This window comes from Streptosporangium sp. 'caverna' (genome assembly GCF_003203775.1).
GTDB lineage: Bacteria > Actinomycetota > Actinomycetes > Streptosporangiales > Streptosporangiaceae > Streptosporangium > Streptosporangium subroseum.
In genome coordinates this window covers 6,906,279-6,919,803 of the sequence record NZ_CP029711.1, presented here as the reverse complement: position 1 = coordinate 6,919,803, position 13,525 = coordinate 6,906,279, and the positions used below count along the sequence as shown (strand labels likewise).

General features: G+C 69.4%; 13 protein-coding genes. 6 read left to right on the top strand and 7 right to left on the bottom strand.

Annotation, left to right across the window (positions count from 1 at the left end):
- Positions 1 to 86: 86 nt before the first annotated feature.
- The 3 genes from DKM19_RS30220 to DKM19_RS30210 all read right to left on the bottom strand — a co-directional run bounded on the left by DKM19_RS30220 (position 87) and on the right by DKM19_RS30210 (position 2,242).
- Positions 87 to 1,031 carry a hypothetical protein gene (locus DKM19_RS30220; RefSeq protein ID WP_110700261.1) on the bottom strand — a complete coding sequence of 315 codons (945 nt, stop codon included), beginning with the start codon at positions 1,029 to 1,031 and terminating at the stop codon, positions 87 to 89.
- A 9-nt stretch (positions 1,032 to 1,040) separates the two neighbouring features.
- Positions 1,041 to 1,697 (bottom strand): TetR/AcrR family transcriptional regulator, encoded by a 657-nt coding sequence (locus DKM19_RS30215; protein WP_110700259.1) that lies wholly within the window; start codon positions 1,695 to 1,697, stop codon positions 1,041 to 1,043.
- 95 nt (positions 1,698 to 1,792) lie between these two features.
- Positions 1,793 to 2,242: a MarR family winged helix-turn-helix transcriptional regulator gene (locus DKM19_RS30210; RefSeq protein ID WP_089206918.1), complete on the bottom strand. Its 450-nt coding sequence runs from the start codon at positions 2,240 to 2,242 to the stop codon at positions 1,793 to 1,795.
- Positions 2,243 to 2,569: 327 nt separating this feature from the next.
- On the opposite strand from DKM19_RS30210, the gene DKM19_RS30205 reads away from it, so the two are divergent.
- The 3 genes from DKM19_RS30205 to DKM19_RS30195 all read left to right on the top strand — a co-directional run bounded on the left by DKM19_RS30205 (position 2,570) and on the right by DKM19_RS30195 (position 5,304).
- On the top strand, positions 2,570 to 3,532 hold the full coding sequence (locus DKM19_RS30205) for an ATP-binding cassette domain-containing protein (RefSeq protein ID WP_110700257.1): 963 nt from the start codon (positions 2,570 to 2,572) through the stop codon (positions 3,530 to 3,532).
- Between the two features lie 78 nt (positions 3,533 to 3,610).
- The gene (locus DKM19_RS30200) at positions 3,611 to 4,417 is read left to right on the top strand and encodes an ABC transporter permease (protein ID WP_239513660.1); all 807 of its coding nucleotides are present in this window, start codon (positions 3,611 to 3,613) and stop codon (positions 4,415 to 4,417) included.
- Positions 4,418 to 4,680: 263 nt separating this feature from the next.
- Positions 4,681 to 5,304 carry a DsbA family protein gene (locus DKM19_RS30195; RefSeq protein ID WP_110700255.1) on the top strand — a complete coding sequence of 208 codons (624 nt, stop codon included), beginning with the start codon at positions 4,681 to 4,683 and terminating at the stop codon, positions 5,302 to 5,304.
- Positions 5,305 to 5,459: 155 nt separating this feature from the next.
- Here the strand turns inward: DKM19_RS30195 and DKM19_RS30190 are convergent, their stop codons facing one another.
- Positions 5,460 to 5,642: a hypothetical protein gene (locus tag DKM19_RS30190; protein WP_110700252.1), complete on the bottom strand. Its 183-nt coding sequence runs from the start codon at positions 5,640 to 5,642 to the stop codon at positions 5,460 to 5,462.
- Positions 5,643 to 5,844: 202 nt separating this feature from the next.
- Between DKM19_RS30190 and DKM19_RS30185 the strand changes: the two genes are divergently transcribed.
- Positions 5,845 to 6,399: a type 1 glutamine amidotransferase domain-containing protein gene (locus tag DKM19_RS30185; RefSeq protein WP_239513659.1), complete on the top strand. Its 555-nt coding sequence runs from the start codon at positions 5,845 to 5,847 to the stop codon at positions 6,397 to 6,399.
- A gap of 174 nt (positions 6,400 to 6,573) precedes the next feature.
- On the opposite strand, the gene DKM19_RS30180 is transcribed toward DKM19_RS30185, so the two are convergent.
- From DKM19_RS30180 to DKM19_RS30170, 3 genes are all read right to left on the bottom strand, one after another.
- Entirely contained in the window at positions 6,574 to 7,089 is a 516-nt protein-coding gene (locus tag DKM19_RS30180; RefSeq protein ID WP_110700250.1) for a DUF2087 domain-containing protein, read from the bottom strand.
- 392 nt (positions 7,090 to 7,481) lie between these two features.
- Positions 7,482 to 9,974: an RNA helicase gene (locus tag DKM19_RS30175; RefSeq protein ID WP_110700249.1), complete on the bottom strand. Its 2,493-nt coding sequence runs from the start codon at positions 9,972 to 9,974 to the stop codon at positions 7,482 to 7,484.
- 132 nt (positions 9,975 to 10,106) lie between these two features.
- Entirely contained in the window at positions 10,107 to 11,438 is a 1,332-nt protein-coding gene (locus DKM19_RS30170) for an acyltransferase (protein WP_110700247.1), read from the bottom strand.
- A gap of 194 nt (positions 11,439 to 11,632) precedes the next feature.
- On the opposite strand from DKM19_RS30170, the gene DKM19_RS30165 reads away from it, so the two are divergent.
- Both DKM19_RS30165 and DKM19_RS30160 read left to right on the top strand, forming a co-directional pair.
- Entirely contained in the window at positions 11,633 to 12,871 is a 1,239-nt protein-coding gene (locus DKM19_RS30165; protein WP_239513658.1) for a sensor histidine kinase, read from the top strand.
- Positions 12,862 to 13,509, top strand: coding sequence for a response regulator transcription factor (locus DKM19_RS30160; RefSeq protein ID WP_089206911.1), 648 nt, complete (start codon positions 12,862 to 12,864; stop codon positions 13,507 to 13,509). The genes DKM19_RS30165 and DKM19_RS30160 overlap by 10 nt, the downstream gene beginning before the upstream one ends.
- Positions 13,510 to 13,525 lie beyond the last annotated feature (16 nt).

The window sequence follows — 13,525 nt, the reverse complement described above, 5'->3', positions numbered from 1 at the left end:
GAGGGGCCGTCCGCGGGCACGGCTGCTTTCACCTGCGCGCGTATGTGGCCACCGCCCAGGTCCTGGGGCATACCGACACGAACATCTCACTCGCGCGCGTACCTCGCCGCCATGGCGTGGAAGACCTCCTTCGGCTCCCACCGGGTGTCGTCGATCATCTTGACGACGCCGTAGGAGCCGAGGTCGAGCTCGCCCGGATACGTGTATCCGGCGAAGGTGAACCAGAACGCGCTGTCCACGCCCTCCTCCTCGAAGACGTCGAGCAGCTCGGTGAAGTAGCGGACCTGCTCGCCCTCGTCCCGCACGGCGCCGTCGGGGACGGTCCACGCCATGCCACCGCGCTGCCCCGCGCCCCGGTAGGCGCAGGTGCCGAACTCGGTCACCGCGACCGGCTTGCCGTGCTTGGCGTGCGCGCGGACCTCCTCGCGGAAGACGACGGCGTTGTGGTCGGCGCGGTAGGCGTCCACGCCGACGACGTCGAACGGGCTCCAGTCGACGAACTCCCACGGTCCGGAGGCGTAGGTGATCCTCCCGTCGAACCGCTGCCGCGCGCCGGCCGCCGCCTCGGCGAGGAAGGCGTTCAACCGCTCCAGCACCGTCCCCAACGCCGCCCAGTCCTCGGGGGTGGAGTAGGACATCAGGGCGTTCAGCCGGTCCATGAGCGTGTCTCCCGGCAGGAAGCCCTTGGCGAAGCCGCTGATCTCGCAGCCCATGACGTAGACGACCTCGGCTCCGGTCCGCCGTACGGCCTCCGCCCGCGCGGCGCACTCGGCGAAGTACGGCAGCATCTCCCCGGTCGTCAGCTCGCAGGGGAACGGCGCGAACCACACCTCCAGGCCCGCCGCGGCGGCGAGCTCGGCGGCGACGCCGAGCCGGTCGGGGTCACCTCCCGAGATGCGTACGGCGGTGCAGTGCAGCTCGTCGGCGATGACCCGCATCTCGCGGCGCACCACCTCGGGATCGAACGTCTTGCGGGAGCTGTTGCCATCCGGGTGGAAGGCGGTGTCGTAGTTGATTCCTCTGGCACGCATCGCAACTCCTCAACGGGTGAATCGGTCGCCGAACCCGTGTTCGATCAGGTCGAAGGCGAGTTCGAGGTCTTCCATGAGCCCGCGTCCCGCCTCGGAGAGCGGCGTTCCCGAGGCCAGGTGGTTGAAGAAGGTCTCCTTGAGCGTGAGGGTGGCCGCGGAGATCTGCGCGGCCATCAGCCTGGCGGTCAGGTCGGCGGCCGGGTCGTCCGCCTGGCATTCGCCGGTCGGGTCGTCCGCCTGGCGCTCGCCGGTCCCCATCAGGGCGTGGGTGAGAGCGACCCGCTCGCCGTACTGGATCTGGTTGACCCCCGCGACCAGCGTCGGGCTCTCGAAGATGACCCGCATCATCGTGACCAGGGCCTCGGGCTCCACGTCGCCGGGATCGGCGGTGAACGTCCGGTAGTGCTCGCGCAGCGCGTCGAGGGGTGACTGCCCCGGCCGCCGCTGGGCCACGGCCTTCACCACGTCGTCGTCGGCCACCGCGTCCAGGACCAGGGACTCCTTGGTCGGGAAGTAGGTGAACAGCGTCACCTTCGCGACCCCCGCCGCCTCGGCGATCTCGTTGACGGTCACGGCCTCGAAGCCCCGCTCGGCGAAGAGCCGCATCGCCGCCTCGGCGATCGCCTGCCGCGTCTGCCGTTTCTTGCGCTCCCTGAGTCCGGTCACATCACGACAATAAACGAACTCGGTTCAAAATCAAACCCGGTTCGCTTTTTTGCCGTGGTGCGTCGCGGCCCGGATTCCACGTCCTGGCCGGGACCTCAGGTCCCGGCCAGCCAGGTCTCGTCGTCGGTGGCGTGGGCCAGCAGCCGCTGCAGGAGCGTGCGCAGCGTCTCGACCTCGGACGGATCCATGTCGCCGAGGAAGTCGGCCTCCATCCGCGTCAGCGGCTCCTCCGCGTGGGCGATCAGTCGTCTGGCGCTCCGCGAGAGGACAAGCCTGCGGGTCCGGCCCGTCGCTCCGGGCAGCCGGCTCAGGTGACCGGCCCGCTCCAACTCGCCGACCAGCTCGTGCAGGGACTGCCGTGAGACACCCAGCTGCCGTGCCAGCTCGGACATGGTGAGCTCCGGCTCAAGCTGGAGCTGCACGAGCAGACCGAACTTCCGCACGCTGAGGCCGTACGGTCTCAGCTCCTCGTCCGCCCGGCGCGCCGCGAGGGTGAAGGCATAGGCCAGCAGATACGGGATGGGGGGCTTCGGCGGCTGATCCACGCCCTCACGATACGGTCCGCACGCTCCGGAGCCCGGCCGGCAATGTCAGGGACCCTGACGATTTAGACGTGTTTCCGTCTAGGCTTTTCCAGCCGCAACATCCGGTGCCGACCGACGCGAGCATCCCGAACACCCGAACAGCCCCGCCCGGGCGCGGCTCCGCCATGCCCGGAACGCCAGTTCAGCCCCTCCCGAGTGTGGCTCCGCCATGCCCGGAACGCCCGATCCGCCCCGCCCGAGCGTGGCCCTGTCATGCCCGAAACACCTGATCAACCCCGCCGGGGTGTGGCCTCGCCATGCCCGAACTCACCCGCGCTGGAGGAACAGATGATCCGTACTCGCGGACTGACCCGTCACTTCCGGGTCAAAGGAGAGACCGTCGAGGCCGTACGCGGCCTCGACATCGACGTCCAGGAGGGAGAGCTGGTCGCCTTCCTCGGCCCGAACGGCGCCGGCAAGTCGACCAGCCTGCGCATGCTCACCACCCTGCTCCCGCCCACCTCGGGCAGCGCGACCGTCGCCGGGTGCGACGTGCTGGCCGATCCCGCCGGCACGCGCCGGCACATCGGCTATCTCGGCCAGGGCAACGGCGCGGGCAGCCACTTCCGGGTCCGCGACGAGGTGGTGACGCAAGGACGCTGCTACGGGTTGAGCCGGGCGGAGTCACGGAGACGGGCGGACGAACTGCTCGCCGTACTGGACCTCGAATCCCTGGCCGGACGGCAGGCCGGCACGCTCTCCGGCGGTCAGCGCAGGCGCCTCGACATCGCCATTGGACTGGTCCACCGGCCGCGGCTGCTGTTCTTGGACGAGCCGTCCACCGGACTGGATCCGCACAACCGCGCCAACCTGTGGAAGCACATCCTGCGGCTGCGCGAGGAGCACGGCATCACGATCTTCATGACCACTCACTACCTGGACGAGGCCGACACCATGGCCGAGCGGGTGATGGTCATCGACCACGGACGGATGATCGCCGACGACACCCCGGAGAATCTGAAGGCGAACCTGGCCGGTGACGGCGTCACCGTCACCACGGCCGACGAGGCGGACGCCGGGCGGTCCGCGGAGATCGCCGGCCGGATGCCCTCGGCCCGCGAGATCACCGTCGACGCCACGACGATGAGCCTGCGCGCGCCCCGCGGCAACGCGCTGCTCCCGGATCTCCTGCGATCCCTGGACGCCGCCGGTGTCCGGGTGCTCACCGCCGAGGTCAGGCGCCCCACGCTCGACGACGTCTTCCTCGCGCTCACCGGCCGCAGCCTGCGCGAGGGTGACGGCGACCGGTGACACCGACGTCCATCCAAGGAGCGCGACCGTGAAGTCATCGGCGACACCGGCACCGACCCCCGCCCAAGGAGCTCGAACGTGAACGTCATCGGCGACACCGGCATCGATCTCCGCCCAAGGAGTGTGACCGTGAACGTCATCAGCAACACCGGCACCGTGTTCGCCCGTGAGATCGCCCCCAGTCTGCGTAACCCTCTCGGTCTCGCCTTCACCATGACGCAACCGCTGATCTTTCTGCTGCTGTTCGGCCCGCTGCTGTCCGGCACGCCGGGCGTCGGGGAAGGGTCGCCGTGGCAGTGGTTCGTACCGGGGATCCTGGTCATGCTGGCCCTGTTCGGGACGGGGGGCGCGGGATACCTCCTGCTCATCGAGATGGCCTCCGGCTCCCTGGAACGGATGCTGGTGACCCCCCTGAGCAGGACCGCGATGATGATCGGCCGGAACCTGAAGGAGGTGGTGACGCTACTGGCACAGGCCGTCCTGATCGTCGTCGCCCTGCTGCCGTTCGGCTTCCGGCTCCATCCCCTCGGCGCGCTGACGGGACTTCTCATCCTGGCCGTGTTCGGCCTCGGGCTCGGCGGCCTGACCTTCGCGCTGGCGATCGCCGCCAAGAGGCGGGAGGAACTCTTCTACGGCGTGCAGCAGGTCGTGCTCTTCCCGCTCCTGCTGCTGTCCGGAGTGCTGATGCCCATGGACGCGGCTCCCTCCTGGCTGTCCGTCCTCTCCCAGGCCAACCCGGTGACCTACATCGTCGAAGCCGAACGGGCGCTGTTCGCCGGTGACCTGTCCTCGGAGCCGGTGCTGTACGGCGTGATCGCCGCCGCGGCCACGGCCGTGGTGGGTCTCGCGCTCGGGACGCGAGCCATGCGCCGCGCGACCCTGTGATCGCTCCCTCCCCCGGGGGGTCGGCGGCTCCACATCGCCGGAATCCCCGGCAATCCGGTGGAAGAGGCGGGGCGGACTCATGGGACCGACGCGGTGGCCGGTGGGCATGGCGCGCGGCTCGACAAAGGTGGCGCAGCACCCGGTCGCGGCCGGAGAACGAGGAGGCAAAGGTGGCTCAGCACTCGGCCACGGCCGGAGAACGAGGAGACGAAAGTGGCGCATCACCCGGTCGCGGCCGGGAAACGAGGATCGGAGAGCCTGTGATGACGGACAAGATGATCGCGGACCTGTGGTTCGACCCCTCCTGCCCGTACACCTGGATCACCTCCCGATGGCTGCTGGAGGTGGAGAAGGTCCGGCCGGTCGAGGTGCGCTGGCACGTGATGAGCCTGTCGGTGCTCAACGAAGGCCGTGAGGAGGATCCGGAAGGCGACCCGGAGGGCTACCTGTGGGTGCCCGTGCGCATCTGCGCCGCCGTACGGCAGGAGTACGGCCAGGAGGCGCTCAAGAGGTTGTACACCGCGATGTGGACCTGTGATCGCGGGGAACAGGACTGGATCGGGTCCCTGCACGATGCCCTGACCGCCGCCGGACTGCCGCTTGAGCTGGCCGAGGCCGGGATGTCGACGGCCTACGACGAGGCCGTACGCGCCTCGCACGCCGAGGGCATCGGTCTGATCGGCGAGCATGTCGGCACCCCGGTGGTCGCCGTCACCGGTGCCGGCGGTGAGCGGATCGTGTTCTTCGGCCCCGTCACCTCACGGATCGCCACCGGCGAGCAGGCCGGCCGCCTGTGGGACGGGACGCTACTGGTGGCCGGCACACCGGGCTTCCACGAGCTCAAGGGCGTCCCGCATGAAAAGCCCCGGCTCGACAATCCGAGGTGACCCCTCGCGCCTGACGACACGGGGAGCATCGGGCCGTGGCGCGCGTTGTCGTCACGGTCCTGCTCCGGTCGCTCCGGCGGAAGGCGACACCGGCGCCGAGCGGTGAGGACGGCGAGCGGCGCCGGGGCTCATGGCGTGATCCCTGCCCGCCCCCTTTATTCGCCTCCGCCGCTGTCGACGAAGGTCTCCGATCCGCCGAAGCGGCTGAACAGGGCCGTGAGCGCGCCGAAGGCTCCCACGATGAGCAACAGGATCGTCGCGAAGCCGTTGATGTCCTGCGTCCACGTCACGACGCCGGCGGCGATCATCATCAAGGAGATGACAAAGATGAGCTTCAAAGCGTTGTCTCCTGAACCTGGGTGACTACGTGTCACGACGAATGCCGAAACTCCCCGGCCCGGGGCCACCTGGGCCGGGTGGGCATGTCGGAGCTTGCGGTTATGCGGCAACGTAACCGGCTTCGCGCTCGGGGCCTATGTAAAAGTCCCCATAAGGGGTGGGTTCCGACCGGCTTCGGAGGGGGCTCCTGGTCACCAGATCGTGGTCGCCACTCCCGACGGGGTGGTCCCGACCGTGGACATGATGAGCCTGCGCCCTGAAATGGCCGGCAGCGCTCAGATCGCTCTCGATCTGGAGGCGATCATCCGCTCGGCGGAGGTGATGCGGCGGCCGATCCGATTGGCGGACGCCCGCCTGGACGATTACGACGCCGTCTACTGTCCGGGCGGCCACGGCCCCATGGAAGACCTGTGCGTCGACGCGGACGCCGGCCGGTTGCTGACCGCGGCGCTGGCCTCCGGCAAACCTCTCGCCATCGTCTGCCACGCCCCGGCGGCGATGCTGGCGACCAGGATCCACGGTGTGTCGCCCTTCGCCGGTTACCGGATCACCGAGTTCACCAACGAGGAGGAGAACGCGGTCGGGCTCGGCCCGAAGGCCCGCTGGCTGCTGGAGGACGAGCTCGTCGCCCTGGGCGCCGACTTCGTCAAGGGTGAGATGTGGAAGCCCTACACGGTGGATGACCGCAACCTGTTCACCGGCCAGAACCCTGCCTCGGCAGCCGTCCTGGCCGAACAACTGCTCAAGGTCCTCTAGCGGCGTCGCCGCCGAAGACCGTGGTACGGCCCGATCCCGGCAGCGCCGCGACCGCCCTGGCCGTCACACCGCGGCCGAAGGAGACGCGCCGGCAGGCCGGCCCCCGTACCGCCCGGGCGCCACGTGCGTCCGAGCCGGGGCGATGGCCTGCCGGCGGGGACCGAAGGCGCCTTCTCAGGCCTCGACCGAGCCGCCGCTTCGCCAGTAGACGTTGTTCTCCCGGCTCAGCAGCCGGTCGTCGACCAGATAGCGGCGCAGCGCCGCGTAGTCGTCGTGGAAGGCCCGCAGCGCGACGTTCACCTCCTTCTCCGAGTAACGGATTCCCGGCTCGAAGACCTGGGCGACGTAGTTCAGCACGATCAGCTGCTTGTCGCGCTTGCTGGGGATCGCCCGGAGCCGTCCCTCGACGAGGAAGGACTGCAGCACCTTCTCCTCGGGGGAGGCCGAGGGCACGGGCTTGGCCGTGGCGTGCAGCAGCTCGCGGAACCGCTCCCGCCGCGCCCGCCACCGTCCGTCGTCCTCCTGAACGGCCAGCCCGCCGCGTTCGAGCCGGTCCAGCGCACGCCGCGTCGCGTCCTTGTCCAGCCCGGACCCCTCCGGGTCGCCGTTCAGGACCAACGCCGCCAGCACCCGCAGCGTGTCCTCCTGATAGAGCAGGCCCAGCACCTGTTTGATCGCGTCGTCGTTCATGGAATTCCTTCGGTGGGAGCCCCGGCCTCGGCCGTGGGAAGAATGCCGATCTCTATTTTGCCGGACCCGTCCGGCGCCTTCCTTCATGAACGTTCATGGGGGAGTCCCGAGGAACGTCCGGGGAGCGCACCGGACCTGCCCGGGAGGAGGGTGAAAGCACCCGGCGGGGGCGCGGTCCTACCTCGGGACCCATGATCGGTCCAGAGGCGGGAGGCGCGCCACCGGATATCCGGTCCGCCGGGCCTGGCGGCTCCTGCCGGAGGCGGCCGAGGCCGATGACGTCGGACCCATGGCGCGGGTCCTTTTCATCGGATCCGCCGGGCCCGGTTGAGGCCGATGACGTGGGCCATGGTGCGACCTTCCTCCATCGGGCCCGGCCCGGCGGTTATTCGTCAGAGGCGGTTGAGGCCGATGACGTGGACCATGGCGCGGCCCTCCTCGTCGGAGGCGGCCAGATCCACCTGGGCGTCGATGCCCCAGTCGCCGTCGCCGGCGGGGTCGGCGATGACCTGCCGGACCCTCCAGAACTCCGTCTCCTCCTCGATGCGGAGCAGGCCGGGGCCGCGGGCGGCCGGGCTGGTGCCGATCTCCTCGTGGTCGGCGTAGTAGGCGTCGAGCGCGGCGCCCCAGTCCACGTCGGGCGCCAGCTCGGCCAGCTCGATCTCCTTCTCCAGGGAGGCCAGCTCGACCAGGCGGAACATCGCGTTGCGGACCAGCACGCGGAACGCGCGGGTGTTGGCGGTGACCGGCTTGGTCGTCTCCTCCAGCGAGGGAGCCTCCAGCTCGCCGGTCGGGTTCTGGAGCTGCTCCCACTCGTCCAGGAGGCTCGAGTCGACCTGGCGGACCAGCTCGCCGAGCCACTCGATGAGGTCGATCAGGTCCTCGGTCTTGAGGTTGTCGGGGATGGTCCGCGACAGGGTGCGGTAGGCGTCGGCGAGATAGCGCAGGACGGTGCCCTCGGACCGGGTCAGCTCGTAGAACTGGATGTAGTCGGCGAAGGTCATCGCCCGCTCGTACATGTCCCTGACGACGCCCTTGGGGCTGACCGTGTAGTCGCCGACCCAGGGGTGGCCCTGGCGGTAGGTCTCGTAGGCGGCCAGCAGCAGCTCCGCGAGCGGCATCGGGTAGGTGACGTCGTTGAGGAGCTCCATCCGCTCCTCGTATTCGATGCCGTCGGCCTTCATCTGCCCGATGGCCTCGCCGCGCGCCTTGTTGAGCTGCGCGGACAGGATCTGGCGGGGGTCGTCGAGGATGGACTCGATGATCGAGACCATGTCCAGGGCGTAGGTCGGCGACTCCCGGTCCAGCAGTTCGAGGGAGGCCAGCGCGAAGGTGGACAGCGCCTGGTTGAGCGCGAAGTCCTCCCGGAACTCGATGGTCAGGCGGGCCATCCGGCCCTGCTCGTCGGGCTCGTCCAGCTTCTCCACCACGCCGCCGTCCAGCAGCGAGCGGTAGATCGCGATGGCCTGGCTGATGTGCCGGCGCTGCCACTTGCGGTCTTCGTGGTTGTCGGTGAGCAGGTGTTTCATGGACGCGAAGCAGTTGCCGGGGCGGTTGATCACCGCGAGCAGCATCGCGTTGCTGACTTTGAAGCGGGAGTTCAGCGGCTCGGGTTCGGCGGTCTGCAGCTTCTCGAAGGTCTCCTCGCTCCAGCCGACGAAGCCCTCCGGCGGCTTCTTGCGAGCGAACCCGCGGCGTCTCTTGGGATCGTCGCCGATCTTGGCCAGCGCCTTCTCGTTCTCCACGACGTACTCGGGGGCCTGGCAGACGACGTAGCCGATGGTGTCGAAGCCCGCCCGGCCGGCCCGGCCGGCGATCTGGTGGAACTCGCGGGCGCGCAGCCGCCGCACCTTGTTGCCGTCGTACTTGGACAGCGCGGTGAACAGCACGGTCCTGATCGGGACGTTGACGCCGACGCCCAGCGTGTCGGTGCCGCAGATGACCTTCAGCAGGCCCGCCTGGGCGAGCCGCTCCACCAGGCGGCGGTATTTCGGGAGCATCCCGGCGTGGTGGACGCCGATGCCGTGCCGTACGAGACGGGACAGGGCCTTGCCGAACTTGGTGGTGAACCGGAAGTGGCCGATCAGGGCGGAGATCGCCTCCTTCTCGGCCTTGGTCGACATGTTGATGCTCATCAGCGCCTGTGCCCGCTCCATGGCCGAGGCCTGGGTGAAGTGGACGACGTAGACGGGATACTGGTTGGTGGTGAGCATCTCCTCCAGGGTCTCGTGGAGGGGAGTGAGGCGGTAGGAGTAGACCAGCGGGACCGGACGCTCGGCGTTCTTGACCACGGCGGTGGGTCTGCCGGTGCGGCGGGTCAGGTCCTCCTCGAACCTGGTGACGTCGCCCAGCGTCGCGGACATGAGGATGAACTGCGCTCCTGGCAGCTCCAGCAGCGGCACCTGCCAGGCCCAGCCCCGGTCGGCCTCGGAGTAGAAGTGGAACTCGTCCATCACGACCTGGCCGATGTCGGCGGCGGCGCCGTCACGCAGCGCGACGTTGGCGAGGATCTCGGCGGTGCAGCAGATGATCGGCGCACCGGGGTTCACGCTCGCGTCGCCGGTCATCATGCCGACGTTCGCGGTGCCGAAGACGGCGCACAGATCGAAGAACTTCTCCGACACCAGCGCCTTGATCGGCGCGGTGTAGAAGGTGCGCACGTCCCGGGTCAGCGCGGTGAAGTGCGCTCCGGCCGCGACCAGGCTCTTGCCCGACCCCGTCGGCGTGGACAGGATCACGTTGTTTCCGGAGACCACCTCGATCAGCGCCTCCTCCTGCGCAGGATAGAGAGTGAGCCCCCGTTCGGAGTTCCACTCGACGAACGCGTCGAAGATGGCGTCGGGGTCGGCATCGATCTCTTCTGGCAGGCGATCTACAAGGCTCACAGTCCCATACTGCCGAAGAACTGACGGTGGTCGGACCGGCCTCGGCAACGGATGTGCCTACGTTCCGCGCCAGATATGTCGCATAGTGCGATTTAAGCCTCCTAATCGCACTAAAAAGCGATTTAAGAAGATTTAATCCAGAGCGCGGCGCGGGCCGCCCGACGACGTCACGGCCTCGGCCGAGCCGGGCCGGGGAGCGGGAGCCGACCAGGTGAGCACCAGGCCCACCAGGATCGCGCCCGCGCCGAACACCGGCGCCGGGCCGGGAACGAAGCCGATCACCGTGAACGTGAGCAGGCCCACCCCGACCAGCGCGACGGCCACCATGATCCTGACCATCCCCCCGGTGTACGGCGAGGCCACCGGAGGCTCCTCGAACCGGGCGAAGCTCCGCAGCAGCGGCCACATCGCCAGGGCGAGCATGAGCAGCCAGTGCGGCCAGCCCGACAGCCAGGCCGAGGTTCCCGGCTCGGGGGTGGAGACACCCAGACCCACCACGACCACCGAGGTGATGACGAACAGCGCGCTCATGTGCCACAGGTAGACGGTCATCATCCGCCGGCCGGCCCAGCCGAGCACCCGCGACACCCCCGGCCACCGCGCGAACGCCACGATCGGCCCGCGCAGCGCCAGCGCCAGCCCGATCTGGCCGAATCCCACCGCGAGCAGCGCGACCGTGGGCGGCGCCATGTTGGAGACGGCCGCTCCCGGCATCCCGATCATGCTGCCCGGGTAGGGCCCGAAGGCCACCAGCGCCGCGGCCAGGCCGTACCCGGTGAGCGCCATGATCCAGGGGCGGCCCAGGCGGCCGTCGGCGTATAGGAAGCCGAGCTGGTGCACCGCGAGCCAGACCAGCCCGATGTTGAGGTATCCGATCACCTCCAGGCCGGTGCCGAACCGGGCGGCGTCCACCGCCACGGCCGCCACCGCCAGCAACGCGGGCACGCGCCAGCCGTACCTCATGTTGAGCCTGAGCATCAGCGGGGTCATCGCCACCGCGACCAGGTAGACCGCCAGGAACCAGAGCAACTGCCCGGCCAGGCGCGAGGCCGTCTCCACCGGCTGCTCCGGCACGCCGAGCCGCAGGAGCAGGTGGGGGAGGGGCAGCCACACCGCCGCGAGCGGCAGCACCGGCCAGGCGAGGCGGCGCAGCCGTACCGCCATCCAGGCGGGAGGGGTGCCGCCGCGCCGGACCGAACCCCGCCAGCTGATCGCGTTGGCCGCGCCTCCCGCGAAGAAGACCAGCGGCATCACCTGGCTGATCCACGTGATCATCCAGGCGTTCCCGGTGGCCAGCGCGTTGCCGGTCACGATCCGGCCCTCCGTGAAGGAGAGCACCGGCATGCTCCAGTGCTGCAGCACCACCAGCGCCATGCCGAACACGCGTAACACGTCGATGAACGGATCGCGGCCCGGTGACGCCGGAGCGGTGCGTACGGCCGGACGGGAGATGACTGCGGTCACCGGGGCCTCGATTCCTCAGGAGATGGTGATTCGAGCCTCCCGTTCGGGCTTCGCCGACGCAGTCACGCACACAGCAGTCTTCGCGACGAGATCACCTCACCGCGGGAGGTAGTGCCTGCCTCACCCCCGCACGCCGGTGTACCGGTTAGATGGCCGGGCTCTTCGCTCGTAGCGTTAGGGGCATGAGAACCCTGATGCGCCGCATCGGTACCGACACCCGGTACCTCATCGTCGGTTTCCCCCTCTCCATCATCTGGTTCGCGCTGATGGTCGCCGGCTTCGCCGCCGGAGTCGGTTCGATAATCGCGTTCGTGGGCCTGCCGATCCTGGCGGCGACGCTGCTGGTCGCACGGGGCTTCGCCGACGTCGAGCGGCGCTGGTTACCGGAGGTGCTGGGCCGCCCGGTCGCCCGGCCGCGCTACCAGCCCTCGCCCGCGAACGCCGGCTGGTTCCGCCGGTTGGTGAACCCCATGATCAACGGGCAGTCGTGGCTGGACCTGCTCTACGGCATCGTGGCCTTCCCGATCTCCATCGTGACCTTCGTCGTGACGGTGGTCTGGTGGGCGGGGGCGATCGCCGGTCTCACCTACCCGCTCTACGGATGGATCATCGCCGCCATCCCCGGCAACGACGGAGGGCTCGCCCACCTGCTCGGATTCGGGGACAGGTTCTGGTTCGACATGATCATCAACCTCGTCATCGGCCTGCTGTTCGCGCTCACCCTCCCGATGTTCGTGCGCGGCGCGGCGCTGTTCCAGGCCGGGCTCGGCCGGGCCATGCTGACCGGGGTCGCCGAGCTGCACGAACGCATCGACGACCTGGCCCAGGGCCGGGCCGCCGCGGTGTCGGCCGAGGCGAACGCGCTGCGCCGGCTGGAGCGTGACATCCACGACGGGCCGCAGCAGCGCCTGGTCTCCCTGGCCATGGACCTGTCGCGGGCCCAGCGCCAGCTCAAGCGCGACCCCGAGGCGGTCGACCGGATGCTCGGCCAGGCCATCACCTCCACCCGCGAGACCCTGGACGAGCTGCGGGCCCTCTCCCGCGGCATCGCCCCGCCGATCCTCAGCGACCGGGGCCTGACTCCCGCGCTCGCCGCGCTGGCCAGCCGGTGCACGATCCCCGTCGAGCTGGACGTCCAGGTGACCGGTCGTTTCACCGCCGCCGTGGAGAACACCGTCTACTTCGTCGTCGCCGAGACTCTCACCAACGTCGCCAAGCACAGTCACGCCACGATCTGCACCGTGTCGCTGACCAGAACCGGTGCCTACCTGATGCTGACAATCGGGGATGATGGGGTCGGCGGCGCACATGTCGCCAAAGGACATGGTCTGTCCGGACTCGCCGACCGTCTGAAGGCAGTGGACGGAGAGCTGACGGTCGACTCATCCGTCGGAGGACCGACGGTGATAGTTGCGGAGGTTCCGTGCGGGTAGTGGTGGCCGATGACGCAGTGCTCATTCGCGAGGGTCTGATCAGGCTCCTCGAGGAGTTCGGTTGCCAGGTGGTCGCCGCCGTGGGGGACGGCGACAGCCTGGTCGAGGCCGTCGCCGAACACCGGCCGGACGTCTCGGTGGTGGACGTGCGGATGCCGCCCGGCTTCACCGACGAGGGACTGCGGGCCGCGGTCGAGGCGCGCCGGAGGGTTCCGGGCGCGCCGGTGCTGATCCTGTCCCAGTATGTGGAGGTGTCCTATGCGGACGACCTGCTCGCCGACGCCAGGGGAGCGGTGGGATACCTGCTCAAGGACCGGGTCGTGGACGTGGAGGACTTCCTGGGTGGCCTGCGCACGGTCGCGGCCGGAGGGACGGTCTTCGACCCGCAGGTGGTGGCCCAGCTGATGGTACGGCGGCGCCGCGACGACCCGCTCGCCCTGCTCACCCCGCGGGAGCGCGAGGTGCTCGGCCTGATGGCCGAGGGCAGGTCCAACCCGGCCATCGGCCGCCAGCTCGTGATCAGCGACGGCGCCGTCGAGAAGCACATCCGCAGCATCTTCGCCAAGCTCGGCCTGTACGCCGAGGACGGCGACCAGCACCGCCGCGTCCTCGCCGTGCTGGCCTACCTGCGTTCCTGACGCGAGCACGGCGTTC

Bases quoted from the DNA above. Each gene is read 5' to 3' on its own strand.
- DKM19_RS30220 (WP_110700261.1), bottom strand. From the start codon at position 1,031: ATGCGTGCCAGAGGAATCAACTACGACACCGCCTTCCACCCGGATGGC.
- DKM19_RS30205 (WP_110700257.1), top strand. From the start codon at position 2,570: ATGATCCGTACTCGCGGACTGACCCGTCACTTCCGGGTCAAAGGAGAG.
- DKM19_RS30195 (WP_110700255.1), top strand. From the start codon at position 4,681: ATGACGGACAAGATGATCGCGGACCTGTGGTTCGACCCCTCCTGCCCG.
- DKM19_RS30180 (WP_110700250.1), bottom strand. From the start codon at position 7,089: ATGAACGACGACGCGATCAAACAGGTGCTGGGCCTGCTCTATCAGGAG.
- DKM19_RS30165 (WP_239513658.1), top strand. From the start codon at position 11,633: ATGCGCCGCATCGGTACCGACACCCGGTACCTCATCGTCGGTTTCCCC.